Annotated in this window: 23 protein-coding genes; 2 read left to right on the top strand and 21 right to left on the bottom strand. The window is 63.9% G+C overall.

Annotated elements, in window-relative coordinates:
• Window positions 1-4: 4 nt before the first annotated feature.
• The 16 genes from BLW71_RS33895 to BLW71_RS33820 all read right to left on the bottom strand — a co-directional run bounded on the left by BLW71_RS33895 (window position 5) and on the right by BLW71_RS33820 (window position 17,007).
• Window positions 5-1,345 (bottom strand): vWA domain-containing protein, encoded by a 1,341-nt coding sequence (locus BLW71_RS33895; RefSeq protein ID WP_091807456.1) that lies wholly within the window; start codon window positions 1,343-1,345, stop codon window positions 5-7.
• A gap of 49 nt (window positions 1,346-1,394) precedes the next feature.
• Window positions 1,395-2,027 (bottom strand): TadE/TadG family type IV pilus assembly protein, encoded by a 633-nt coding sequence (locus BLW71_RS33890; protein WP_091807453.1) that lies wholly within the window; start codon window positions 2,025-2,027, stop codon window positions 1,395-1,397.
• 1 nt (window position 2,028) lies between these two features.
• Window positions 2,029-2,559, bottom strand: a complete 531-nt coding sequence (locus BLW71_RS33885; RefSeq protein WP_091807451.1) for a TadE/TadG family type IV pilus assembly protein — start codon at window positions 2,557-2,559, stop codon at window positions 2,029-2,031.
• On the bottom strand, window positions 2,556-3,422 hold the full coding sequence (locus BLW71_RS33880; RefSeq protein ID WP_091807449.1) for a sterol desaturase family protein: 867 nt from the start codon (window positions 3,420-3,422) through the stop codon (window positions 2,556-2,558). The genes BLW71_RS33885 and BLW71_RS33880 overlap by 4 nt, the downstream gene beginning before the upstream one ends.
• Window positions 3,423-3,448: 26 nt before the next feature.
• The gene (locus BLW71_RS33875) at window positions 3,449-4,405 is read right to left on the bottom strand and encodes a type II secretion system F family protein (protein WP_091807447.1); all 957 of its coding nucleotides are present in this window, start codon (window positions 4,403-4,405) and stop codon (window positions 3,449-3,451) included.
• Between the two features lie 44 nt (window positions 4,406-4,449).
• The gene (locus BLW71_RS33870) at window positions 4,450-5,427 is read right to left on the bottom strand and encodes a type II secretion system F family protein (protein ID WP_091807445.1); all 978 of its coding nucleotides are present in this window, start codon (window positions 5,425-5,427) and stop codon (window positions 4,450-4,452) included.
• 27 nt (window positions 5,428-5,454) lie between these two features.
• Window positions 5,455-6,834: a TadA family conjugal transfer-associated ATPase gene (locus BLW71_RS33865; protein WP_091809202.1), complete on the bottom strand. Its 1,380-nt coding sequence runs from the start codon at window positions 6,832-6,834 to the stop codon at window positions 5,455-5,457.
• A 65-nt stretch (window positions 6,835-6,899) separates the two neighbouring features.
• Complete coding sequence (locus BLW71_RS33860; RefSeq protein ID WP_091807443.1) at window positions 6,900-8,102, bottom strand: CpaE/TadZ family protein; 1,203 nt, start codon at window positions 8,100-8,102, stop codon at window positions 6,900-6,902.
• A gap of 46 nt (window positions 8,103-8,148) precedes the next feature.
• Window positions 8,149-8,442, bottom strand: a complete 294-nt coding sequence (locus tag BLW71_RS33855; protein WP_091809200.1) for a hypothetical protein — start codon at window positions 8,440-8,442, stop codon at window positions 8,149-8,151.
• A 23-nt stretch (window positions 8,443-8,465) separates the two neighbouring features.
• Window positions 8,466-10,271, bottom strand: coding sequence for a type II and III secretion system protein family protein (locus BLW71_RS33850; protein ID WP_091807441.1), 1,806 nt, complete (start codon window positions 10,269-10,271; stop codon window positions 8,466-8,468).
• 87 nt (window positions 10,272-10,358) lie between these two features.
• Window positions 10,359-11,192: a Flp pilus assembly protein CpaB gene (gene cpaB / locus BLW71_RS33845; protein WP_091807439.1), complete on the bottom strand. Its 834-nt coding sequence runs from the start codon at window positions 11,190-11,192 to the stop codon at window positions 10,359-10,361.
• A 36-nt stretch (window positions 11,193-11,228) separates the two neighbouring features.
• Window positions 11,229-11,765, bottom strand: a complete 537-nt coding sequence (locus BLW71_RS33840) for an A24 family peptidase (RefSeq protein ID WP_091807437.1) — start codon at window positions 11,763-11,765, stop codon at window positions 11,229-11,231.
• A gap of 132 nt (window positions 11,766-11,897) precedes the next feature.
• Window positions 11,898-12,080, bottom strand: coding sequence for a Flp family type IVb pilin (locus BLW71_RS33835; protein WP_091807435.1), 183 nt, complete (start codon window positions 12,078-12,080; stop codon window positions 11,898-11,900).
• Between the two features lie 1,095 nt (window positions 12,081-13,175).
• Window positions 13,176-14,498 (bottom strand): MFS transporter, encoded by a 1,323-nt coding sequence (locus BLW71_RS33830; protein WP_091807432.1) that lies wholly within the window; start codon window positions 14,496-14,498, stop codon window positions 13,176-13,178.
• A gap of 65 nt (window positions 14,499-14,563) precedes the next feature.
• Window positions 14,564-16,093, bottom strand: coding sequence for a bifunctional 3-(3-hydroxy-phenyl)propionate/3-hydroxycinnamic acid hydroxylase MhpA (mhpA, locus tag BLW71_RS33825; RefSeq protein ID WP_091807429.1), 1,530 nt, complete (start codon window positions 16,091-16,093; stop codon window positions 14,564-14,566).
• A 62-nt stretch (window positions 16,094-16,155) separates the two neighbouring features.
• Window positions 16,156-17,007 (bottom strand): fumarylacetoacetate hydrolase family protein, encoded by an 852-nt coding sequence (locus BLW71_RS33820; RefSeq protein WP_091807427.1) that lies wholly within the window; start codon window positions 17,005-17,007, stop codon window positions 16,156-16,158.
• Between the two features lie 145 nt (window positions 17,008-17,152).
• On the opposite strand from BLW71_RS33820, the gene BLW71_RS33815 reads away from it, so the two are divergent.
• Entirely contained in the window at window positions 17,153-17,719 is a 567-nt protein-coding gene (locus tag BLW71_RS33815; protein ID WP_091807425.1) for a VOC family protein, read from the top strand.
• Between the two features lie 157 nt (window positions 17,720-17,876).
• On the opposite strand, the gene BLW71_RS33810 is transcribed toward BLW71_RS33815, so the two are convergent.
• The 3 genes from BLW71_RS33810 to BLW71_RS33800 all read right to left on the bottom strand — a co-directional run bounded on the left by BLW71_RS33810 (window position 17,877) and on the right by BLW71_RS33800 (window position 21,017).
• The gene (locus BLW71_RS33810; RefSeq protein WP_091807423.1) at window positions 17,877-18,632 is read right to left on the bottom strand and encodes an IclR family transcriptional regulator; all 756 of its coding nucleotides are present in this window, start codon (window positions 18,630-18,632) and stop codon (window positions 17,877-17,879) included.
• 42 nt (window positions 18,633-18,674) lie between these two features.
• Window positions 18,675-19,007, bottom strand: coding sequence for a DUF2322 family protein (locus tag BLW71_RS33805; protein WP_091807421.1), 333 nt, complete (start codon window positions 19,005-19,007; stop codon window positions 18,675-18,677).
• 93 nt (window positions 19,008-19,100) lie between these two features.
• Window positions 19,101-21,017: an SMP-30/gluconolactonase/LRE family protein gene (locus tag BLW71_RS33800; RefSeq protein ID WP_091807418.1), complete on the bottom strand. Its 1,917-nt coding sequence runs from the start codon at window positions 21,015-21,017 to the stop codon at window positions 19,101-19,103.
• 403 nt (window positions 21,018-21,420) lie between these two features.
• Here BLW71_RS33800 and BLW71_RS33795 point away from each other — a divergent pair, with 403 nt between their 5' ends.
• Window positions 21,421-23,094 carry an FAD-dependent oxidoreductase gene (locus BLW71_RS33795; protein ID WP_091807415.1) on the top strand — a complete coding sequence of 558 codons (1,674 nt, stop codon included), beginning with the start codon at window positions 21,421-21,423 and terminating at the stop codon, window positions 23,092-23,094.
• A 77-nt stretch (window positions 23,095-23,171) separates the two neighbouring features.
• Here the strand turns inward: BLW71_RS33795 and BLW71_RS33790 are convergent, their stop codons facing one another.
• Window positions 23,172-24,491, bottom strand: a complete 1,320-nt coding sequence (locus BLW71_RS33790) for a sensor histidine kinase (RefSeq protein WP_091807413.1) — start codon at window positions 24,489-24,491, stop codon at window positions 23,172-23,174.
• On the bottom strand, window positions 24,488-25,228 hold the full coding sequence (locus BLW71_RS33785) for a response regulator (RefSeq protein ID WP_091807411.1): 741 nt from the start codon (window positions 25,226-25,228) through the stop codon (window positions 24,488-24,490). The genes BLW71_RS33790 and BLW71_RS33785 overlap by 4 nt, the downstream gene beginning before the upstream one ends.
• Window positions 25,229-25,232: the final 4 nt, after the last annotated feature.

Genomic DNA, 25,232 nt, shown 5'->3' with positions numbered 1-25,232 from the left:
GCGCTCACTTGGAAATACGCAGGATTTGCGAAGCCAGTTGCGAAAAGCACGGCTTCAGATCGGCCGGCGTCGCGGCGTAGCAATACACGCCGACCGGCTGTTTCGGGTTATAGCAACGCGATAGCGAGTCGGCCGTGTTGGCCATGCACTTGAGCACGTCCTGGCCGAGTTCGTTGTCCGGACCGGCGGGCTGCACGAGTTCAGGTCCGTAGCCGAGCGTGAATACGTAAGTGCCTTCATCACGCGCCGCCGAGGCCATCGCTTCGAGCAGATTGCGCGACGCGCGGTTCACATTCACGTAAGTGATATTCCCGTTCGGCACGGCACGCGGCGCGGTCACGGGCCAGACCGGGAAGGTCTGTTCGTTGACGTTGTGCGCGTTGTACCACTTCGGCATGGCGGTCACGAGCGAGGTCACGTTGCTCTGGAAGCACGGCGAGCCGAGCTTCTGGTTGAGCGCATTCATGTTGTACAGCCCCGACATCGTGCCCGCGCTGTCCGGGCTGGCAATCGTGCCGGCGGTGTTGTTGCAGCCGCTCTGATTGGTCTTGAAGAACGAGGAAAAACTGTTCGGCGCGCCGTCCGAGAAGAACACGATCACCCGCAAACTGGACGGTTGCGTAATGACCGTATTCAACTGATTGCGCGCGTTCCAGATCGCTTCGGCCGAATTGGTGCTGCCGTTGAACGTGTATTTGTTGATGTCGGCGGTCATCGTCGTGCGATCGAAGCCGCGCGTATTGCCGTTGAACGGCACATCGACCACGGTGCCGTAGGCGAAATGCATCAGCGCAACACGATCATTGGTCACGTCGAAATTATTGAGGAACGCCACCGCATTCGCGCGTACCGCGGCCGGCACGCCGGAGGTGTTCAGCGAACCGGTCGTATCGATCACGAACGCCATATCCAAGGTCTTGCGAATCGCCTGCGAAGTCGAACTCACATTCATCACGTTGAAGCCCAGAACCTTCGTGAAACTCACCGGCATGCTCGCCTGCGCGGTCATACCGATCGTCACGGTTCCGGCGTTGAACACGATCGACGGCGTACCCACCGTCACACTCGAGCCAAGAAACCCCGCCGGATAGTTCGCCGCGAAGAAAGCCGTTGCCGCCTGCTGCGCGTTGCTGGTCTGCTCCGTCTGGTTGGCGCCGCGCGTGACCGCCTCGCCGGCCGCGATCACCGCGCCGTCGGTGGCGGCATCGAGCCGCGCCTTGATCATGTAGCCGAGGCCGGAATCCACCGCGAGGCCGAGAATGCCCAGCAACGCAATCAGCGACACCGCCACGATGATGCTGACCGATCCCCTCTGCCGTCTTCTGAATGCCGCTGTTGTTTTCATTGCTTCCCCCGAACCTGCATTTTTTATTTGCCCCCGGCTTTTCGCCGGGTTAGAACACCGTCATTGCGTAGAGATTCGGTGAGAGCGCGGGCGTCCTGATGCCGCCGCCGAGATTCAGCGAACCGATCAGCGGCGTTTGCAGATAGAACGCCTCGACGACGTAAGCGATCTGGCCATCGGAGAGCTTGCCCTGAAGCAGGTTCACCACCGGCGACGAAGTGCCCGCCGCCGGAATGCCGCTGCAACTGCCGGTGCCGTCGGTCGCCCAGCGCGTGCCGCTGCTGCCGCAGCTCCACAACTGGCTCGCCGGATAGTAGTTGCCGCCGTTCCAGCGATATTGCGCGACCACCACGCCAGTGCAGTTATTGCCGCTGCTGTCGCAGTTGTTGTTGCCCATGACCTCGGTAATGTAGATCATGCCGTGCGCGGTCATGTTCAGCGGCGGCGTGGTCGCGCTCAGCGAGGACATGATGGTCTGCATCGGGTAGGTGAGCGACGCGCGCGAGGACAGGCTCGCGCCTTCGCGGCTCACGTTGATCAGGATCATCTGCGCCTGGATGTTGCGCGCAATGTCGTACACCGGCAGCGCGAGCGCCACGAGTATCGGCAGCAACAGCGCCATTTCCACGCTGACGATGCCTTTGGACGCGCGGCGGCTGGTTCGCAAGGAGCGTGTGCGCATGTCAGAACCCCTCGTTGCGCATCGTCGCCGCGACGCTGAAGCTGAACTTGCCGTTGGCGAAGAACGGCTTGACCAGCGGCGTGAGCAGCGGCCAGATGCAGTTGATCTGCAGCACCACGATGTCGCCGGGACTGCCGAACATGCCGGTGCTGTAACTCGTCTGCGTGTTGTAGGTCTGGCTCGCGCCGTTGATGGTGATCACGTAAGTGGGCGAGACGAGCGAATAGAGACCCATCGAGCTGTTCTTGATCTCCTGCACTACCGCCAGATAACGCTGCTGGTTGGTCGCGTTCGGATCGAGGTTGCTTTGCCCCGTCACCGAATAACGCGCGCCTTCCCGCACCGCGTATTGCATGGTCAGATTCACCCACAGCGCGATGCCCAGATCAATGGCGATGCATAGCAGCAGAAACAGCAGCGGCGCGACCAACGCGAATTCGACCGTGGCCACGCCGCGCTGCTTGCGCGTGAGTCCGCGCTGGCCCGTGCGTGCCCGCGCGTCAAGGGTGGCATTCCGGCGAGCGGCTTTCATTTCGTCTCCTTGTCCAGCACCGGTACCGGCTTGCCGGTGAGCCCCGCGGCGCGTTCGGCGTGCAGGCGCAGCGGCCAGCAGAGCGCGTCCAGCAGCGAGCGCGGCTGCGCGCCGTCGTCGAGACCGGTGGCCGGCCACTCTTCTCTGGCCGGCACCCATTGCGTGTCGAACAGGTGGTCCCAAAGCGGCAGCAGCTGCGTAAAGTTATGGTTGAAATGTTCGGTGCGGTTCGAGTGATGCAGCCGGTGATATTGCGGATTGTTGACCCACGTGATGCAGCGGCCCAGATCGATCCGCAGGTTCATGTGCGCGAAATAATTGCCGAACATGAACACGATAGAAGTCGAGCCGACGATCCACGGTTCGACCTTGAACAGCACGCCGACCAGCGGATAGAGCAGACAGCCCCGAATGAGGGATTCGACCCAGTGGTGCCGCCACGTGACCGTGATATTGAATTCGACCGCGCTATGGTGCAGCGAATGCAGTTTCCACAGCACGGGCCACGTGTGTTGCAGGCGGTGAAACGCGTATTCGAGCACGTCGAGGGTCAGCAACACGATCACGAACGAAGCCAAGGCGCCCAAGCCATGCGAGTTCAGCACCACGAGGCCGCCGCCGAGCGCGTTCACGATCGCGATACTCGCCGCCGCCGTCAACGGCTTCAGGGCTTCCTGGATCGCCAGATACACGCCCGCATAGGTCACGTTGAAACGCTGGCCGGCGCGCGATTGCAGCATCGCGGCGGGCCAGCGCCTTTCCAGCGCCGCGCCGGCGGCCATCATCAGCAGCCCGAGTGCGTAGATGCGCAGCCACAGGCTAGCGTGGTGCAGGAGCTCAGGAAACGGGCTGGATGCGAACATGTCATTCCCCGGTGAAGGCCTGGCGTTCAACCGCCCGTCATGCCGTGAATGGCCGGGAACAGCTGGCGCACGATCTGGATCGCCGACGGACCGATCAGCACGGTCAGCAGCGTCGGAAAGATAAAAAACATCAGCGGAAACAGAAGCTTCAAGGCGATCTTGGCAGCCTGTTCCTCCGCGCGCAAGCGGCGTTTGGTGCGCAGATTGTCGGTATAGACACGCAGCGAATCGCCCACGCTGGTGCCGAAGCGATCCGCCTGGATCAACATCGCGGCGAGCGTGTCGATATCTTCCACGCCGGTGCGCAGCGACAGGTTGCGCAACGCCTTGTCGCGGCCCGAGCCGGCGCGCAGCTCCAGCAGCACCATGTCGAATTCGTCTCTGAGCGCGTGGCTCTTCACGCCGATTTCCTGAGTGACGCGCATCATCGCCGCGTCGAGGCCGAGGCCCGCTTCCACGCAGACGGTCATCAGATCGAGTGCGTCGGGCAAATCTTCGAACAGCTTGCGCTGACGGCTTTCGACGAGGCGCGTCATCACGAGATTCGGCAGATAGAAGCCGAGCGCCGACGCGCAGAGCACCGCGAGCAGCAGATACATACGTTGATCGGCGTCGAAGGCGTTGCCGAGAAAGATCAGCGCGATGGCAGGCAGCACGAGCGCCAGCACTGTCTTGGCGGCGAAGTACAACGCCGGCGCGGAGGGCGTGCGGATGCCCGCGTTTGCGAAGCGCAGACGCAGCGCCGACTTGTCCCAGTCCTCTTTCGGCAGCGACAGTTTGGCAACCCGCTCCGACAGCTTCGTGACGGTCTCGACCCAGTTCTTCTGCGCGCCGGCATCGGCTTCGACGGGAACGCCTGGCTGCCCGAGTTCCTCGATGCGCCGTTGCACGGGGTCGGGGCGCAGCAGTGTCATCGCCTTCAGCGCCGCGCCGAACACGATCAGGAACATCACCCCCAGCATCACGATCTGTTCTATTTTCATGGTCTGCGGGCCCAGCCCGCGCTCCTCGTGTCGAAACCGCGGGTCTAGATATGGATGCGCACGACTTTGCGCATCCACAAGATGCCGAACAGCATCATGGTGATCGCCACGCCGGCGAGTTGCACGCCGGCCGGATCCTTCCAGAACACGCTGATGTAGCCTGGATTGAGGGCTGTCAGCAGTGCCAGAAGCGCGAACGGCAACACGGCGAGCACCCATGCCGACAGGCGCCCTTCCGCGGACAGCACGCGCACCTTGCCGAGCAGCTTGAGCCGCTCGCGAATGATGCTGCTGATGGACCCGAGGATCTCCGCCAGATTGCCGCCCGCCTCACGCTGGATCAGCACGGCGATCACGAAGTAGCGCAGATCCTCGACCGGCACGCGGCTCACCATGTTCAGGAGCGCGTCGTTCATCGACACGCCGTAGTTGATCTCGTCGAACACCAGCGCGAATTCGCCGCCGAGCGGCTCGGGCAGCTCCTGGCCGACCATGCCGAGCGCGGCCGGAAAGGAGTGCCCGGCGCGCAGTGCGCGAGCGATCAGATCCGCTGCGTCGGGCAACTGGCGCTCGAGTTGCCGCACGCGTTTGGCGCGTTTGCGGCGCAGAACCATGGTCGGCAGCAGGCCGGCCAGCGCGGCGAACGCACCCAACACCAGCGCGGGCGTGTGCAGCACGAAGCCGACGAAGGCGCCCGCGGCCGCGCACAGCAGCGTGTAAGTGATGAAGCGCGCCACCGACCACTTCAACCCGGACTGCTGCAACTGCCGGTCGAGCGCATGCACGCGCGGCATGCGCAGCAGCAGGCTTGTAATGAACGGCGATTCGCTCAGCATGCGCTGCTTGAGGATCGAGAGCTGTTGGCTGCTCACGTTGCCGCCCGCCGAAAGCGCGCGAATGCGCTCATCCATGCGCTTGACGCTCGTGCCGTGATGGCTGCTCCAGAACAGATAAATGCCCTCGATGGCCAGCACGACCGCGAGAAACGCGAGCACCGCAAAGCCGATAAACGACGTGTTCATGTGCCTCTCCTCAAACCCATTGCGCGCTCATACTTCGAAACGCCGTGCCGGATCGAACATCTGGTCCGGCAGCACGATGCCGAAGCCCGCCAGCCGTTCGCAGAATTTCGGCCGCACGCCGCTCGCGCAGAAATAGCCCTTGATCAGGCCGTTTTCGTCGACGCCGGTGCGCTTGAACGTAAAAATCTCCTGCATGTTGATGATGTCGCCTTCCATGCCGGTGACTTCCTGAATGCTCATCAGCTTGCGGCGGCCGTCGGTCAGACGCGAAGCCTGCACCACCACCGTGATCGCCGACGCGATCTGCTGGCGGATCGCCTTGATCGGCATCGTCAGGCCGGCCATGCCGACCATGTTCTCCAGACGCGTGAGCGCGTCGCGCGGCGTGTTCGCGTGCAGCGTCGCCATCGAACCTTCGTGGCCGGTGTTCATCGCATGCAGCATGTCGAGCGCTTCGGCGCCGCGCACTTCGCCGAGCACGATACGGTCCGGGCGCATCCGCAGCGCGTTGCGCACCAGCGAGCGCTGCGAGATTTCGCCCTTGCCTTCGATATTCGGCGGCCGCGTCTCGAGGCGCAGCACGTGCTGTTGACGCATCTGCAATTCGGCCGCGTCTTCGATCGTCACGACCCGCTCGTCCTCGGGAATGAAGCCGGAGAGCAAATTGAGCAGCGTGGTCTTGCCGCTGCCCGTGCCGCCCGAAATCAGCACGTTCAGCTTCGCCTTGATCAGCGCTTCGAGCAGTTGCGCCATGGCGGGCGTGAAGCTCTGGTTGTTCACCATGTCGGTGACGGTGAGCGGATTCACCGCGAAGCGGCGAATCGACACCAGCGGTCCGTCGATCGCGGACGGCGGAATGATCGCGTTGACCCGCGAACCGTCGGGCAGGCGCGCGTCGACCATCGGCGTGGATTCGTCAATGCGGCGGCCCACGCGCGAAACGATGCGCTCGATGATCTTCATCAGATGGGCGTCGTCGTAGAAGGTCACGTCGGTGTGTTCGAGGCGTCCGCGCCGTTCCACGTACACGTGTTGCGACGTGTTCACCAGAATGTCGGAGATGGTCGGATCGTTGAGCAAGGGTTCGAGCGGACCGAGGCCGACCATTTCGTCGTGCACGTCCTGCGCGAGACGGCGGCGCTCGAGTTCGTTCATCGGAATCTTGTCTTCGTCGACGATCCGCTCCACCAGTTGCGCGAGCTCACGTTTGATCTGCTCGGGCGAGAGCCGTTGCAGCTTGTCGAGCTCCACCCGGTCGATGATCGCCTGATGAATATTCATCTTGAGCTGCTGATACGCGCGCCGCGCCGCGAGACTTTCGGCGGCCGCGCCGGCGGCTGCCGCGGGACTGGCGCTGTCGAACGGCAGGGTGCCGCTCTGGATCATCAACTGTTCGCGCAATGACATGGTGCTCTCCGCATTCTTTTCGATGACTGCCGGGCTTGAACGCATTCAGGCGCGGCGTCCAGACTTCAGTGTCCGGGCTTCAGTTGCGGCGGCGAATTCGGCCGGCCGGGGAACAGGCGTCCGAGCACGCTCTTGCGCGCCACCACCGGCAACGGCCACAGCAGCGCGGCCAGTTGCGAGATGCCCTGGGCGAGCGCGCCGCCCTTCGCGCCGGTGACGAGCGGCACGCCGTGATTCAACGCCTCGGTCGCCTGCTTTTCGTCGCGCGGCAGGTGATGCGCGACCTTTGCGCCGAATGTTTCTTCGAGCGTCGCCAGGTCGATGCGCGCGTTCTTGTCGTACTGGTTGACGATCAACTTCACCTTGCTCGGCGGATAGCCGAGCTCCTTGAAGATGTCGAGCATGCGGCGGCCCGCGTGGAGGTACAGAATGTTCTGCCGCACCACCATGCAGATCGAGTCGCTGTGGTCGAGCGCGTGGATCGCGAGCGGGTTGATGTTCTGGCCGACGTCGATCAGCACCGCATCGTATTGCTCGCGCACCAGCGCGAGAATCCGTTCGAGATGCGCGGCGCGCAATTCGCCCGACTTGACCGGATCACCCGCGCCGGCCAGCACGTCGAGATTCGCGTGTACGTGCATCACGCAGGCTTCGAAGAACGCGGCGTCGAGCCGGTCGATCTGCAAGCACAGATCCGCGAGCGTGGCGGGCGGCGCCTTGTCGGCGACCAGCAGGCTCGCATCGGCGAATTGCTGGTTCAGATCGATCAACAGCACGCGCTTGTCGCGCAAGCTGGCCAGTGCATAAGCGAGATTCACGGCAATCAGGGTCGTGCCGCTGCCGCCCTTGCAGGAGGTGAACGACACCACGCGTCCGTCGCGGCGCACGCCGGCGTGTTTCTTCGCCGAGACGTGGGCGAGCGCGTCGGCGATCTCGCTGTCGTCGAGCGGCCAGGAGAGCACGTGCCGCACGCCCACGCGCATCGCCGCCATCAGCAGCGTGGTTGAAGGCGACGGCGTGACCAGCATGCAATGCAGGTTCGGCAGGTGCGACAGCACCTCCTCGACGCCGCTCAGATCGCGCGGCGTGAGGTCGGCGTCGTCGACGATCAGCAGATCGGCGCTCTTGATCGTCGCGGCGTGCACGCGCAACTGCTTCGCCGTCCCGTGCAGCGTACGCAGACGAAACGCAATGCCGCTTGCTTCGAGACGCGCTGCAATCTGCGGCGCGCGCTCGGCGCTGGACGAAATCAGAAGGGTGTCGATCATGGTGAGTCTCCACTGGCGCCAAACCGGGCCGCCTGGTTGTGCTGCTTCAATACGAGCTCGATGAGCCGATGCCGATCGTGAAGTTATTGGTCGGCGCGGGCGGCGCCGTGAACGACTTGGCGTAGCTCTTCTGCGCCGCGGCGGCCGCCTTGCCGTCGATACCCGCGACCGGATCGGTGTTCGCCGAGGCGTTCGGATTGAGCGTCTGCATTTCCTTGATCTGGTTGACCGAGTCGCCGAACGTCGCGTCCCAGTGCGGCGTGGAGCTCAGGCAGCCGGCGAGCGCGGCGCTCAAGCCGGCGCACAGTGCCGTGCGGATCAGAGTCTTGGTGGTGGTCATGTCGATCTCCGGTAGGCCGCGCATTACTGCGAGGCGTGTGAGTCGCTGGTTTCCGGCGAGGCCGGGAGCACAGCCACGGATGCGGCCGCGCTCGGAGCGGGAGCCGGTGCGGGAACAGGCGCGGGTGCCGGTGCTTGAGCCGGCGCCGGTGCCGACGCCCCCGCGGCCGGCGCGGCGCGCTTCGTGCCTTCCATATGGCCGGTCAGGTACACGTTCGCCTCGCTGGCGTCGGTGAAGCCGTCGGTCGGCAGCGGATAGTGCTGCGGCAGCGGTTTGGCGAGACGCGGCGTCACGACGAACACCAGTTCGGTCTTGTCCTGCTCGTAGCTCGTGCTGCGAAACAGTGCGCCGAGCACGGGCAATTCCGCGGCGCCCGGCAGACCTTTGATCGAGCCCGTCACGTTGCTCTTCAGAAGGCCGCCAATCGCGAAGCTCTGGCCGTCGAACACCTGCAGCGTGGTGGAAGCGCGGCGCGTGGTGATGAGCGGCAGGATCGAGGTGGTGTTCGAGTTGCCGGCGCTGACCACCACGCCCGTGGACGACAGTTCGGAGACTTCCGGCGACACCTTCAGGTTGATACGTCCGCCTTCCAGCACGGTCGGCGTGAAAGTCAGGCCGACACCGTACTGCTCTTCCTGCAGAACGATGGTGGTGCCGCCCGAGCCGTTGCTTTGCGGCACCGGAATATAGACCTTGCCGCCCGCGAGGAAACTCGCTTCCTGGCCGCTGATCGCCATCAGATTCGGCTCGGCGAGGATCTTCACGAGCTGGTCGGTTTTCTGCGCGTCGATGGCCATCTTGAGCGGCGCGTTGTTCGCTTTCGATGCGGTCAGCGCGCTCAGCCCGCCCGACAGGTAATCGGCCAGCAAGCCGAAGCTCCAGCTGCCGATACCGCCGTTGATGTTGGCCGCCACGCCGAGCTGGTCGATCAGCGTCTTCGAGACTTCGGCGACCTTCACTTCGAGCATGACCTGCTGCGGCGCGGCCACATGCATCATATTGATGATCCGCTCGCCGCTCGCGCTGCCGAGCGACGGCGCCGGCATGCCCATGGCGCGCGGCGCGGCGCCGACCGGCAACGGGCCGCTGCCCATCGGCGCGGCGCCTTGCAATGCGGTGGTCGGACGCGCCACGAAGGCGCGCGCCAGTTCGAGCACGCGTTCGGCCTTGACCGCGTCGGAGACCGTGCCGGTCAGCACGAGTGTGTCGGCGGCGGCCTTCACCTGAATGCCGGTTTCCTCGGGCATCAGCGCGGCCAGCGTTTGTTGCAGGCCGCCCGGATCCGCGCCGACGCTCACGTCGATGATCGTGCAGGAGCCGCTGCGGCCTTGCACGATCATGTTGGTGGTGCCCACATCGGAGCCGAGCAGATAAAGCGTTTGCGGGGACACGAGCATGGCCTGCACGATCGACGGATTGCCGACGGTGCGGCTCTTCACCGGTTCGCGCACATCGACCATGGCGGATTTGCCGACCGGGATCGTCACCGAGCTATGTTCGGCGACCGGGCCGCTGCAATTCGGTCCGCGGCCGCCTTGCTGCGCGCCGCCGGACGAAGCGCCGGGGCTCATGCCGTTGGCGGCGATGGTCAGACGCACGGAACCGTTCGAGGCCACCGTGAGCGGCACGTCGGGCAAGCCAGGCACACCCGCTGCGGCGTTCTGACCGGCCGCTTGCGCCACCGGCAGCATGGTCAGATACATGCCGAGCAGCACACCGGTGCAAGCTTCGGCGATCCGGGTGCGGCCCCGTGGCGAGCGCGAATTCGCTTCGCGTGGGCCGAGCGGGTGCTGCGGCGCGTTGGCGCGCTGAGTCGTTCTGGCGTTCATGTCCTACCCCCGTTATGTGCCGCATTTTTTTGCGTGCTGGTCTGGATGTCAGTCACGCATCGGTCACGGCTTGCAGGCTCGAGCCTGTCAAAAACATTCTTGTCTTGCGTCGGCGCCGTCGAGCACCCGCACACAGTTGGACGGTGCGCGCGCCACGACTTTGCGCACGATGTGCACCGGCTTCGGTTCGGGCGCGGGCGCCACGGCGACCGGCGTTTGCAGCAGGCTGGCCTTGGTCGCGCCGGCGGTGTCGATCGCCTTAGGATCGATCTGGTTGCGCAGCACGAGAGAAAGCGTGCCGATGCTGCGTGCGAGGTCGATCTTCTCGGCCTGCTCCGGCGAGACTTCGAGCGTCACCGCGTCGACCACCTTCGGCTTGGTCTCGTCGCGGCCCACTTCCTGCGCGACAGCCAGCACGAGAATCTTTTCGAGCACGATCTTCGAGATGTTCTGATCTCGCGTTGCGCCAGGATCGCGGCCATCCTTCTGCGTGTTGACGATGATGTCGACGTAATTGCCCGGCAGCGCGAAACCCGCCACGCCGATCACGTCGTTCACGCGCACCGTGATGGCGCGCTTGCCTTCGCCGATCACCGCCGAGAGGCCGCCGAGCGTGCCGACCGGCGTGAGCTTCGCCTCGAGAATCGGCTCGCCATGCAGCAGGCTTTCCTTCAGCACGCGGCCGTCGAGTTTTTGAATGTCGGTGAAAGAACCGGGCGGCACGCTATTGGACGGCCAGTCGGTGAGCTTGAGGAAATCCGGGCCGATCCGTTGACCGAGATTGATGTCGGATGCCGCCACCACGACTTTGGTCGTGGCATTCGACGACTGCGAGACCATCCAGCGCGAGGCGAACACCACGGCGGTGAGGCCCGCCAGCGTCGCGATCAGCAGCATCGTTACAGCGCGCGCGTTTTTCATTTTCAACCCCCGAATTGTGTCCTGCCCTGGCACGCGTCACACGCTTGCGAACAACACGCATGCGCTGCCTATTGCTATTGCAACCCCGTACGGCATGGTCCCCGTCGCACTGCTTTCAGCCACACTGCCCGACCTGCGCAGCGCGCCGTTTCCCGGCGTCGCGCAGTCGATCAGCAGTGCCGCTATTCCACCGAGTCCGGCGCGCATCTGGCGGCGCCGCAACCATATGGCGAGCGACCCGATTCCACCGATCACACAGGTCGCCAAACCGATTTCGAGTGCGCCGTAAGCGCCGCAGAAGGCGCCGATCGCCGCCATCAGCTTCACGTCGCCCGCGCCCAGCAGCCGCATAGCGTAGCCCGGCAGGAAAATCGCGCCGCCGGCCAGCATGCCGCCCAACCACATCGTCATTCCGTCGATACCGCCATGCGTGAACCATTGCACCGGTATCGCGACGATCAATCCAACCGCGACCAACCAGTTAGGAATCCGGCGCGTTTGCATGTCCCACAGTGCGGCGACGAGTACCAGCGCCAACACGCACGGCCCAACCGGAAAAGGAACCCCGTTCATTGCCCGCTCCGTTTCGAGGATCGAATTGCCCTTCTTTGCTGGAGTCGAATCGTTCGGCACGGGGCCGTCGCTACCCTGTCCCGAAGGACCGTCGAGCCAGGGCGAGCGATCGGCTTTGCGCCTGTTGCCGCGTCAGGCCGGGGCGACCACGCCGGCCAACGAGCCTGTGATGATGCCGAAAATAGCGCTCAACCGAGTGCCCAGCGCCGTAACGGCCACAACGATCGCCACTGCGATCAGGCCGGCCAGCAGGCCGTATTCGATCGCTGCCACACCGTCTTCTTCGCGCAGAAATTTCTGGATCACGTTCTTCATGCTAACCCCCGTAGAGTGAAAGTTGACTTCGGTTTATGCCGCCTGCAGCTGCCTGAAAACAGGCGTGCCGAAGTGGCGTTCAAGCCCGTCACGAGGACGGAAAAAGTGGCGAGGTCAGCGCTTTACGTCGTCACGATCACGAGTGGCCGATACCCCGTACCGATCACCCGTGTCGTTGTTTATCGACATCCGTTTTTCGTTGGCCCCGCCGCACCCCGTAAAACGCGTGGACTTCCCCGAACGCGATTCACGAAGACTGTTGCTGCTGCCGGGAGTTGTGTTGTCTGTGCATCTTGCTGCTTCTGGTTGCTGCTTCCCGGCGGCAACGTGTTTCGCTTTGTGACTCTCTATTTGCAACGGCTGTGCCATGAGGCCTCAAAGCCTTGCGGGGCAACGGTTGGAGGTTCGGCGCGGGGTGCTACGGCGAGTTCGCAACACGCGATGACTCGGATTTGAGACACGGACAGTGCGTTGGCGGAGGCTTCTCGTCAGACAAGACGGCGGCGTTTCCGGACGGTGGAAAACCCGTAGAGCCGTTGGCTGGCAATGGTTTGACGCATGCTCCGGTCAAATATGCCTACAACTTGACAGGTGAAGTAGCTTTTACTGTGCGCGGTCCGGCATGTTGCAAGCTTGAGACGGACGACTCGCGAGCGCGCGCATTGCGGCGGCTGCGCAAGCAATGTTGCGTGCTTTGCTATGCGCGGTTGCGCACATTGGATGATTGACGCCGCATTACCCCATCGTTCTCGCTGCGATGAAACGCGCGAATTCGATGCCGCGCGCGCAATATTTCGAGGATGCGGCGACAAACCCGTGAGCAGCGCGCAACGCCTTGCTGGTCAAGCTTGCCGCGGTGGTCCGCGGTCTTGCGCAGTGTCGTGGCTTTGCGCCAGATCAAGAAAGCCACCGGTCATCGCGCGCGAATTGACGAGCGGGACAGCTCGGTAGTGCAATGTGTCCGCTTTCATTCAGCGCTGCAAAGCGGGAACACAAGAACTCACCGCGCCCGCAACGCTCGCCCTGCGGTCCAAGCGCCTTCGCTTCGCGTGAGAGGCGTTGGACTCGAAGTACGTCCAGGCCCGAATCCGTCGATCAATGAACGTGCTGCACACTCGCAGCCAGCGCCGGCCTTCCCGGCAAAACAAGACTCGCCAGCAACGTGACCACCGAAGCGCCGATCACGTAATACGCGGGCGCCGCAAGCGACCCGGTCTCGCGGATCAGAACTGTCGCGAGCAACGGTGCAAATCCGCTGAACATCACCACCGCAACGTTATACGACAGCGCAATGCCGCTGAAACGGATCTGCACCGGAAAGTGATCGGCGAGGACCGACGCCCACGTACCGCTTGCCAGCGAAAACACCAGCGCTGCCAGCACGAAAAGCACGACGGGGTCGACCGTATGAGTGCTGAGCGCGACATAGAACGGATAGCTCAGCACGATTAGCAACAGGGCGGACAGGCGCAGCAGATGCCGGCGCGGAACTCTGTCGCCCAGCCAGCCCGCGAACAGCAGCCCAAACGAACTGACCACGAGGTACGCGTTCTGCGCGATGGCCGCCGCGCGCGGCGCATAGTGCAGCTGCTGAACCAGAAACGCCGGCATGTGCCCATACAGAATGCCATTGACGCCAGCCATCACCGCAATCGACATGACGCCGGCGAGCACGGCTCTGCTGTGATTGCGCAGCGTCTCACGAAACGGCTGCTTCGCGACGGCGCCTTGCATCTGCTCGAATTCAGGCGACTCGTCGAGATTGCGCCGCATCCAGTACGACACGATCCCGCACGCGCCGCCGAACAGAAACGCGATGCGCCAGCCGTATGCGGCGGCGTCGGCGCTGGAGAGAAACGTCTGCACGGCGAGGTTCACCAGCGTCGCCAGCAACACACCCACGTTGACCGCGCAGATGATGATCCCCGCAGCCAGACCGGCGCGCTCGGGCGCGGCCTCCACGGCATACGTGATGGCGCCGGGCATCTCGCCGCCCACGCAAAAGCCTTGCAACATGCGCAGCACGATGAGCAGGATCGACGCCGTGACACCCCAGCTCTGATAGTTGGGCAGCAGCCCCAGGCATATCGTGGCCGCCGTCACGACGACGATGGACACGAGGAACACCGGCCGGCGCCCATAGCGATCGCCCCAGCTGCTCAGGACGATGCCGCCGAGCGGACGGATCACATAGCCGATCGCAAGAACGGAAAACGAGAACAGCAAACTGATCACCGACGACGCGTTGGGAAAAAACTGTGCGGCGATGTAATGCGCGAAAAATCCGTAGACGATGAAATCGTAGAACTCCAGCGAGCCGCCGAGACTCGCGATGAGGATCATCTTCCACTGCGCGCGGGAAATGCCGCGAGACGCGGCGCGCTGCGCCGCCCTGACTTCGTGTTGGGTTGCTTCCATTGACTCCTCCGATATGAGTGTCTGGCTTCTACTGGCCAGTACGTATGTGACTGCCGGCAACACCTTCAAGCGTGTTCGGTCGGCAAAGCCGCGAACGCGTGCGACAGCAATGCCTGCAACGATGCATCGTCATGGGCCACGCCGTGTATGTAGCGATCCGGCCGGATGAGCACGGCGCTCGCGCCGATCTCCGCGAGCCACGCGCCGAGCGCCGCGGAGCCATCGGCGACAAGCGCCATGTCCGTGAGCGCCGCGAGTTCGGCGAGGCCGGGCTGGTCATGCAGGATTTGCGGTAATGCCACGAGCGCAAAGCGGTAGCCGACGGCGTCATCGAGCAGGCGTCCATCGGACAGTCGCGGCTGCGCGGCGATGCTGCCTGCCTGTGGCTGAGCGGGGCCGAGATGCGCGCCCTCGCCCAGCAGCGGCTGCGGAGTCACGAAAGCGCGGATCGCCCGGCTCGTTTCGCCGGCAGCGGCATCGGGATCGGCAGGGTGCGAAGGCGTGGTCTGGATTACCGCGCCAAGTTGCACGGCGGTCTCGATGAACTCGCGCACATGCGGCGAGCGTTCCGATTCGTAGGTATCGAGCAGCGTGTCGTTCGCTTCGCCATGAATCACCGCGGCGAGTTTCCACGCAAGGTTGCTCGCGTCGCGGATGCCGGCCGCCATGCCCTGCCCCATGAACGGCGGCGTCTGATGCGCGGCGTCGCCGGCGAGCAGCAGACGCTGGTTGCGCCAGCCCTTCGCCACCACCGAGTGAAACGTGTATACCGCTGAACGTTCGAGGGTGGCATCGGCCGGCGTCACCCAGCGAGCGAGCTTGTCCCACAGCCACTCGGGCGATGAAAGCTTCGACGTGTCGTCGCATGGCATGACCATCAGTTCCCACCTGCGACGATTGTTCGGCCCGCGTGTATAGGTGCTCGGCCGCGTGGGGTCGCAATACTGGATCGAGTAGTCGCCGAGGTCGGGACGCGGCTTGTCGAGCAACACATCCACGACGACCCAGCGCTCGTGCGATTTGAGATCGTCGAGTTCGGTGCCCATGAAGCGCCGCACGATGGAGCGCGCGCCATCGCAGCCCACCACGTAGCGCGCGGTGGCTCGTCCGAGCTTGCCCGTGCGGGTGTCTTCGAAGCGAAGCGCAACGCCGTGGGCGGTCTGATCGAGCGCGAAGGCTTCGTGCCGCAGGCGCACGTCGATGGTCGGCTGTTTCGCGAGCTGCGCACGCAGAGCGCGTTCGAGATCGGGCTGATGGAACTTGTAGCTCGCGCACCAGCCGAGCGGACCTACGCCGGTAGGCCGCTGCCAGTCGATCAGCAAGCGGCCGGCCGCGTCGACGAACTTCATGCCGGGTCCGACGAACAGGTTCGGCAGCAAGGTATCGGTGAGACCGATCGTCTGGAATACACGCATGCATTCCGCGTCGAAGTGCACGGCTCGCGGCAGCGCGAAAATGTCCTGGTCCCGTTCGAGCACCAGCACGCGCAAACCGTCGAGCGCGAGCAGGTTGGCGAGCGTGGCGCCGGTCGGGCCCAGGCCGATCACGGCGACGTCGTATTCGCAGGCGTCGGGGTTGGGGATTGGCTGTGACATGGATTTCCGCCTTCAATGATGGGCCGGCGCGGCGAACCCGCCAGCGCGCCGGCCGAACGCGCTCAGGCCTCGTCGGCGATCGGGTTGGACAGAATGCCGACGCGGTCCACTTCGACCTCCACCACGTCGCCCGCTTTCATGAAGAGCGGCGGATTGCGCTTCGCGCCCACGCCGCCCGGCGTGCCGGTCACGATCACGTCGCCGGGTGCGAGTGGCGTGAAGGTCGACAGATAGGCGATCTGTCTGGCGATGCCGTGAATCAGCATGTCGGTCGTGGCGCGTTGCACTTCCTGTCCGTTCAGGCGCGTGCTCAGGATCATCGTGGCATTGGGTTCGATCTCGTCGCTCGTCACCATCCACGGACCGAATGCGCCGGTGCGGTAGAAGTTCTTGCCCGGCCCCCACTGCCCGGTGTGGCGCTGCCAGTCGCGGATCGATCCGTCGTTGTAGCAGGCGTAGCCCGCTATGTGCTCCCACGCGTTCTGCTCGGCAATGCGCCGCCCGCCTTTGCCGACGATCACGGCAATCTCGCCTTCGTAGTCGAACTGCGTCGACTCGGGCGGCCGCAGCATCGGCTGGCCGGCGCCGACCTGCGAGGCCGGCACGCGCATGAAGATCACCGGGTTCTCGGTCGTCTCACGGTTGGTCTCTTTCACGTGCTCCGCATAGTTGAGGCCCACACAGAAAATCTGGGCGGGGTTCGGGATGACCGGCAGGAGCGTCACCTCGTTCAACGGATAGTCGCTCGCGCCGCTTGTCGCGAGGCGGCGGGCTTCGTCGAACGCATCGGCGGCGATCAGGGCCTTGAGATCTGCAAAGCGTCCGTTCAGGCGCTTGCCGAGATCGATCACCGATTGATCCCGGACGATGCCGAAGGACGGTCCTTCATGGGTGGAAAAGCTGACGAGTTTCATGTTGCTCCGTGGATAAAAAGAAACGATCGCTTCGAAAAATTTGGCTTTTGTTTTGATGTTTTTATCGTTATTTGAGAATACACTGATAAAAACGCGATCTACAAGATACTTTTTATCAGGGTTTATCACTACCAAGGAGGAAGACATGACATCGACCAAGACCAGGCGCCCCGGCCTGTCGCTCAGCCACATGGGCTTTTACGTGAGCGACATGGCGCGGGTCGAAGACTTCTACACACGCGTGCTGGAGTTCACCGTGACCGACCGCGGCAGTCTGTCGACGCCGCGTGGCGACGTACGTCTGGTATTCCTGAGCCGGGATCCGGCCGTGCATCATCAGATCGTGCTGGCGAGCGGCAGGCCCGAGCACCTCGCGTTCAATCCGATCAACCAGATTTCATTCGAGGCGGACAGCCTGGCGTCGCTGAAGCGCTTCTACCGGCGCTTTATCGAAGAAGACGCGAAGGAGATCACGCCGGTCACGCACGGCAACGCGATCTCGTTCTATGCGCGCGATCCGGAGGGAAACCGGCTGGAGTTGTTTATCGACACGCCGTGGTACGTGGATCAGCCGATGCGCGTGGCCGTGGATTTCTCGCTGCCCGATGCGCAACTGATGGCATCGGTGGAACGGCATGCGCGCGGGTTGCCGGGCTTTCGCCCGCGCGCGGAGTGGGAAGCGGAGATGGCAAAGCGAATGGGCATCGCCTGATGCGTGGCGATGCCGTTGCGTGAAGCGACGTGGCGATGGATCAGCCGGCGTGGCGGTGCGTGGCGGCGCGTGGCGGAGTGCCGGCGTGACGCAACATGAGTCGGCACGGCAGCGTGGCGCTGCCGGCGTAGACACCGACACATCGCCGGCAACGCGCTCAGCCGGAAATCACCGCGCGCGTGCGCTGCGACGTGCGGGCGGCGGCTTCGCGAATCAATTCGACAAGCCGGTCGAGGTTCACGAATTCGAGCCGCGGCGTGGGCACGATCAGCGCGAGCGAGCCGACGGCTTCGCCCTGATCGTCGGTGAAAAGCGGCGCGGCGATAGCCGAGACGCCTGCTTCGAGTTCGCCCTTCGACAGATAGAAACCTGCCCGGCGAATCTTGTGCAAGGCGGAACGAAAGTCTTCGAAGCTCGGGCCCAGCCCGCTGGTTGCGATGTCTGTGGCGTGCCGCTCGAACAGCAGCGCGAGCTTCGCCTTCGGGAAGGTCGAGAGAATGGCCTTCGGCGCGGCGCCGAGAAACAACGGCCGGGGACGCCCGCGCCCATAGCGCAGATCGAGCTTCGAATCGAGGCTCTCGCGGTGCGTATCCACCAGTTCGTCGCCGTACCAGCGCGACATCACCACGTCGAAGCCCGAATGCTCGCTCAGTTCGCGCATGATGGGTTGCCCCACCTTCAGCAGCGGATCGGACATGCGCAGGTTGTAGTCGAGCTTGATGATGCGCGGACCGAGTCCATATTCGCCCCCGGAGAAGCGCACCAGCATGCCCGACTCGACCAGTTCACGCACATAGCGATAGGCGGTGGGAATCGAGCAGTCGAGCTCGGCAGCCACCTCTTCCGCGGAGAGAAAGGGCCGCCCTTCGGAAAAGAGTTCGAGTATGGAGAGAAGCTTGGCGATGCTCGACATCGAAGAGAGGGCTTTCCGGGTGAGGTGGCGAAATTATAGCCTTCAGCCTGCAGCGGCGACGTCGATACGCAGCGCTTCACCGCCCGCCGCGATAGCGAGCAGGATGTCGACGTTCGGGTGCGCACCCGGACGATTGCGCGCGTCGGCGGTGTGCTCGGCGAACACCACGAGGCCGTGTTCGGCGGCCTTGGCGTCGAGCGTGCCGAACGTCTGCTGCAGATAGTTGTACACCGCGAGCGAGCCCTGCTTGCCGGGCTTGTTCTCGATACTGGCCACCACGGCGCCCTTGCCGTCGACCAGGTCGATACGCGCGATGCCCTCGATGCCGGGCATCTGCGCGAGGTTGTCCTTGAATACGTTGCTCGGTTGGATCATTGAAAACACTCCTTCTATTCGGAAAAATGCGGCGCGGGCCGTATCTTATCCGATAGGGTGTCGTTCAATCACCGGGCGCACGAGCGCACGGCCTCAGGGCGTCCAGCGATACACCACGATGCTGGAACCGTTGTAGTTGTCCTTCGTGATCACGTACTCGCCCGCGGCTCTGAGATACGCGCGCAGGCCGTACATCGAATCGACGTCGTTGCCGACATCCACGGTTGCGGGACTCGAATTGACCAGCGTGGTGACGAGTTGGCCGGTAGTGAGATTGAAGGCGTCGATATTGGGCACGGTATGCACGTAGCCGACGAACAGATAATTGCCCGCCGCCGTGATCGACTTGGGATTGGCGCTGGTCAGATTGATCACCGGATCGGGCCGCGTGGTGTTGCCCGCGCTCCAGCCGTGATACACCTCGATCCTCGATTGCATGGCCGTCCAGTCCCAGCTTCCGGCTATGCCTTGCGCAAGGATCATGGTGTCGCTCTCCGCGAGGTAGATGATGCGCGTGAGAGGCCGGATGCTCTGCGGAATCGAGATCGTGACCGCCGGACCCCACGAAGGTTTTCCGTTACCGTCGAAACCGCTCAGCGGATAGTGATAAATGTGATTCGTGCGGTCGAGACCGGCCCACACGTCGCCCCTGCTGTCGATGCAAAACCCGCCCGTGACCTGACGGTCCGTATTGAACGCCGTGCCCGGAATCGACACGTCCGGTATCGCGATATAGCCGCTCGCCGGGTTGAAATGGAAAAAGTTGAAGATGCCGGGGTTCTGTCCGGACGCCACCAGAATCCGGTTGCCGCCGACCGTGACCAGTTGGCCGAAGTGTTGGCCGCGCTGCGTGTCGTTCATGTTCAGGCGCGGGTCGGACGGATACGTGAACGGATCGACCGTGTTCGCGACGAACGTGCCGCCCGCCGTGCCCGTGTAAATGTGCATGCCGCTGTAGAAGTAGGCGCCGTCCGTCGACGGATCGGGCGCCGCGATCGACTCGAAGTTGAGGGACTGCAGCTTCCATTCGAGATTGCCGGCGGTGTCGTATGCGTGCAGGTCGGTGGCGCCGTTGCGCCCGAGGTCCCAGCCGCCGCCCCACGGGTTGTTCAGCACATAGAGGTTGCCGGCGGCGTCCCTGCCGATGCCGACCACGCGTGTGAAGCGCTTGTCGCCCACCTGACCTTTGATACCGCTGGTGGTGTCGAGATAACCGCCCTGAATGCCGAACGTGCCGGCGAGCGTCGGCGTGCCCGCGATGGTGTAGCGCTTGATGTTCATGTCCGGCCCCTGGTCGCCGACCATGAGTTGCCCGGACGCCGCATCGAAATAGAGCGCGGACGGCCGCGACGCAGCGGGCATCTGAATCGTATTCAGCAACGCGCCAGCCGGACTGAATTGGACGATCGTGCCCGCGCTCTGCTGCGCGACCCAGAGATTGCCGGCGCTATCCAGCGCCAGTGCGCCGGGACTCGCTATCTTGATGTCCTGCTGCCAGACGCCGTCGGTCGTGAAGACCCGCACGCGATTGCCGAAGAAGTCGCTCGCATACAGCAGCGAGCCCGCCGTCGCGAGGCCGGTGATGACATCCGCATGCGGTATGCCGGTCCACACGCTGACGGGAATGACGAGGTCGCGCGTTTGCGTGGCCCGGTTGTAGCGTCCAACCGACCCGCTGCCGAACGACCTGTTGTACTGCAACGCTGCGAAGATCGACGTGGCATTGCCGGTAATGGCGCTGCCCTGAAAGTCGGCATGCGTTCCGATCGAGCCGATGCTCTGAGCGTTGCGGTAGATCGCGACGCCGCCCGCGTTTTCGTCCCACAGTGAAGCCGTGTAGATCACGCCTTCAGGCGCGACCCACATCGAGCGCGCTGTGTTGCCCACGTGCGCGGCGAGCGTGCCGAATGTGTTCGCCAACCAGTCGGTGGTGTACTGCGCCCGACATGTCTGCGCAAACATCGCGATTACCGCGCATAGGAAGGCAGCACGGATTCGGTGCTTGACCATATGTGATGCTCTCCGGAAAAACATTCGAGGACAATCTACCTCGACAGATATGACAGAAGCTAATTGATGTGAAGATATATACCTGAGGTGACGGGACAATCCATGCAACGCGGATATAAATAAAGAAAAGAAATTCGCGGAGGATTTTTTTCGTCGTCGGGACACGGCTTGACAACGTGAAGAGTGTGAGCAGCATCATCACGGTGATCGTTTTGCCGATGCGCGCCGCGAGCAAGATACCCCTCTTTTCCGCACTTTACCGAGCACCGGACTCAGGCGCACAATCTCTGCGGATATTGCGGTCCGCCTTCGTTTCCGGTAATGCAGAATGCTTGCGCCGGTGCGATATCTGGCGGCAAGCTCACGTACGGTCGCACTACGCGTCCTCTATTCGGAACATGCAATGGGTCATAAATCGTCAAGCAGACTCGAAGACCTGGTGGCAGGCGGCAGCCGTCACCATCAGATTTTCCCGAGGCTCGATGAAGGTCAGTTTGCGGTGCTGGAGCGCTATGGTGAACGGCGCCGCCTGAAAGCGGGCGACATGCTGTTCTCCGAAGGCGACCGGCACATCCCCATGTTCACCATCGTCTCCGGAGCGATCGAAGTCACGCGCGGCGCCGGAGACAAGCGCCACGTTCTGGGCGAGCACGGCCCCGGCAGCTTCACCGGCGAAGTGGGCACGCTCGCGGGCCGCGGCGCGGTCTCGACCGCACGCGCCATCAGCGATTGCGAGGTGATCGTGATCGACGAGGAATCACTGCGCGCGCTCGTCGTCGCGGAGGCGCAACTGAGCGAAACGATCATGCGTGCCTATATCCTGCGGCGTGTCGCGTTCATTCAGGATCAGCATGGGGGGCTTCTGGTCATCGGCAGTTCTGCATCATGGAGCACGCTCGCTCTGCGGCATTTCTTGAGCCGCAACGCTCAGCCTTTCGCCTACTTCGATATCGTCGAACACGAAGAAGCCGGCGCGCTGCTCGAACGCTATGACGCGACCGAAGCCGACATACCGGTGATCATCACGCAGCAAGGCGCAGTGCTCAAGCAGCCGACCAACCGGGCAGTGGCCGACGCGATCGGCCTGAGTCCCGACCGGCTGAACGGCGAGCGGTTCGACGTGGTCGTGGTCGGCGCGGGGCCGGCCGGTCTCGCGGCTGCGGTCTACGCGGCCTCCGAAGGATTGCGGGTGGCGGTGCTCGACACGAAGGCACCGGGCGGCCAGGCCGGCACCAGCTCGAAGATTGAAAATTACTTCGGATTCCCGACCGGCATTTCGGGCCAGGCCCTGGCCGGCCGCGGCCTGTCTCAATGCCGGAAATTCGGCGCCGAAGTCGGCGTGCCGATCGAGGCGCTCGGCATTGAATGCGAAGGCGCGCCGCCCTTTCACCTGCGCCTCAATTACGACGAGCACGTGTATGCCAGCGCGGTCGTCATCGCAACCGGCGCGCGCTATCGGAAACCGCTGCTGCCGCGCCTCGAACAATTCGAAGGCCGCGGAATCTACTACAGCGCGACGTTCATGGAAGCCGCGTTCTGCAATAACGAAGAACTGGTTATCGTCGGCGGCGGCAATTCAGCCGGCCAGGCCGCCGTGTTTCTATCGGGATTCGCGCGGCACGTTCATATCGCGATTCGCGGCGACGGACTCCAGTCGAGCATGTCGAACTATCTGATCAGACGGATCGAAGCGACCGCCAATATCACCGTTCATTCGCGCACGCAGATTGTCGAACTGAACGGCGCAGCACAGCTCGAGTCGATCAAATGGGACACTCAGGGATACCTCGAGGAAAAACCGATCCGTCACGTGTTCCTGTTTCTCGGTGCGCAACCCAGTACCGCCTGGCTCGGCGATTGCGTCGCGCTCGACAAACACGGCTTTGTGCTGACGGGCCCCGATGCGCTCCACCAGTGGCCTTCCGAGCGTCCTCCGCATTATCTGGAGACGAGCCGGCCCGGCATCTTCGCGGTGGGCGACGTTCGCAGCGGCTCGGTCAAGCGTGTTGCGGCCGCGGTTGGGGAAGGCGCTGCGGCGATCCAGTCGCTGCATCAATATCTGACGCTCGATCGCTGAGGGCGGGCTGCCGGCGCGGTGATACTCGATTGCTGACGCCACGCTGCCGGCGCGGCGACGCTCGAACGAGAACCTGTCTAGCGCACGTTCCGCAACGTCAAACGCGCTTCCAGACCGCCGCCGGGCCGATTGTGCAGCGAGAGCGTCGCATCCATCGCCATGGCAAGTTGCCGTGCGATGGCAAGACCCAGGCCCGTGCCGCCCGTGTCGCGATTACGCGAGGCTTCGAGCCGGTAGAACGGCTCGAACACCGCCTCCAGCGACTCCGCCGGTATGCCGGGGCCACGGTCGAGCACCGCGATCAGCGTCTGCCCGCCGGGCAAGGTGCTCGCGGTGATCTCGGCCGTGCCGCCGAATTTCAGCGCGTTGTCCACCAGGTTGCCGAGTATGCGGCGCAATGCCTGCGGACGCGTCATTAGCGAAACGCCGAGCCGTCCCTCCAGGCTGACCGCCTGGCCGGCGTCCACGTAGTCGCAAACGAGGCTGTCGAGAAGCGCGTCGGGATCGACGCGGCATGGCACTTCAGTCGCGCCGTGCAGCGTGCGCGCGTAGGTCACGCCTTCCTTCACCAGGCTTTCCATCTCATGCAGATCCTGGCGCAGCTTCGCGCCCTGCTCGTCGTCGTCCATGACATCGACGCGCAAGCGCATCCGCGTGATCGGCGTTTGCAGGTCGTGCGAAATCGCCGCCAGAATCTGCATGCGTTCGGTCATGTAGGTAGCGATGCGGTCCTGCATCGCGTTGAATGCGCGCGCGGCGCGCGACACTTCCGACGGTCCGTCTTCCGGCAGACGCGCCGCCTTCAGGTCGGGGCCGAGCGTATCCGCGGCAACCGCCAACTGATGCAATGGACGCGTCGCGAGCCGCACCGCCAGCCAGCAGCACGCAACCAGCACCGCGAGCTGCAGCGCGAGCACAAGCAGCAGCCAGCGCGACAGCGGCGCGCCCGACATGGGGCGCATATCGATCGTTAACGGCGAGCCGTCGCTCAGTCGCAGATGAACCTGCAGGCGCTCGTTGTCACCGGGCACTGCATTCACGGTCAGCGGATAGCGGGTGCCGATGCCGTCCGCGATGGATTGCGCCACCCGCGCGGACAGACGCGCATCGACCGGTCCGCCGGGCACGCCCGGCCCGAGGATGAACTCGTAGCTGCGGCGCGCGAGCCGCGGCAGCCACTGCGCGCGCTCATTGGGCGGCAAATGATCGAGCAGCGCCACCGAACTGCTCACTTCGCGTTCGATGTAGCCCATCATCACGTTCGTCATGGTCTGGTCGCGTTCGGTCAGCGTGAGCCAGAACGACAGCGTCTGCGCGAGCGCGAGGCCGACGAAAAGAATCAGCGCGAGCCGCGCGAACAGCGTGCGCGGCCAGCGCAACCATGACCAACGGCTCATTGGGGGTCCTCGAGTGCAGTCACCGCCGCGGAAAACACATAGCCCTCGCTGCGCAGCGTCTTGATGTAACGCGGCTCGCGCGCGACGTCGCGCAGGCGCTGGCGCAAACGGCTCACCATCAGATCGATCGAACGGTCGAACTGATCGGCCTGGCGTCCTTGCGTGAGATTCAGCAGTTGATCGCGCGTCAGCACGCGTTGCGGATGATCGAGAAACACGCGCAGCAAGCGGTATTCGGCGCCGCTCAACGCCACCATGGTGCCTTCGGCGTCGAGCAGATGGCGCGCGGTGGTGTCGAGCCGCCAGTCGCCGAAGGCCAGCATCGGTGCGGATTCCGTCACCTGCATGCCGGGCGGCAGCATGCGCGCGCGGCGCAGCACGGCGCGAATGCGGGCGAGCAGCTCACGCACGGCGAACGGTTTGGGCAGATAGTCGTCGGCGCCCATCTCCAGACCCACAATGCGATCGGCTTCCTCGTTTCGGGCAGTCAGCATCAACACTGGCACCGCACGGAATTTGCCCGCCCGCAGCTCGCGGCACAGCACCAGACCGTCCTCGCCGGGCAACATCAGATCGAGCACGATCAGATCCGGCGCGCCTTGCTCCAGCACCGCGCGCATCTGGCGTCCGTTCGCCGCGAGCGAGACGCGCATGCCGTTCTTCTCGAGGTAGCCGGCGAGCAGTTCGCGGATGCCGCGGTCGTCGTCGACGATCAGCACGTGGTCGATCGTTTCCATCAAT

This window comes from Burkholderia sp. WP9 (assembly GCF_900104795.1).
In the GTDB taxonomy this organism is placed as follows: domain Bacteria; phylum Pseudomonadota; class Gammaproteobacteria; order Burkholderiales; family Burkholderiaceae; genus Paraburkholderia.
This window is presented reverse-complemented; position numbering and strand designations above follow the sequence as displayed.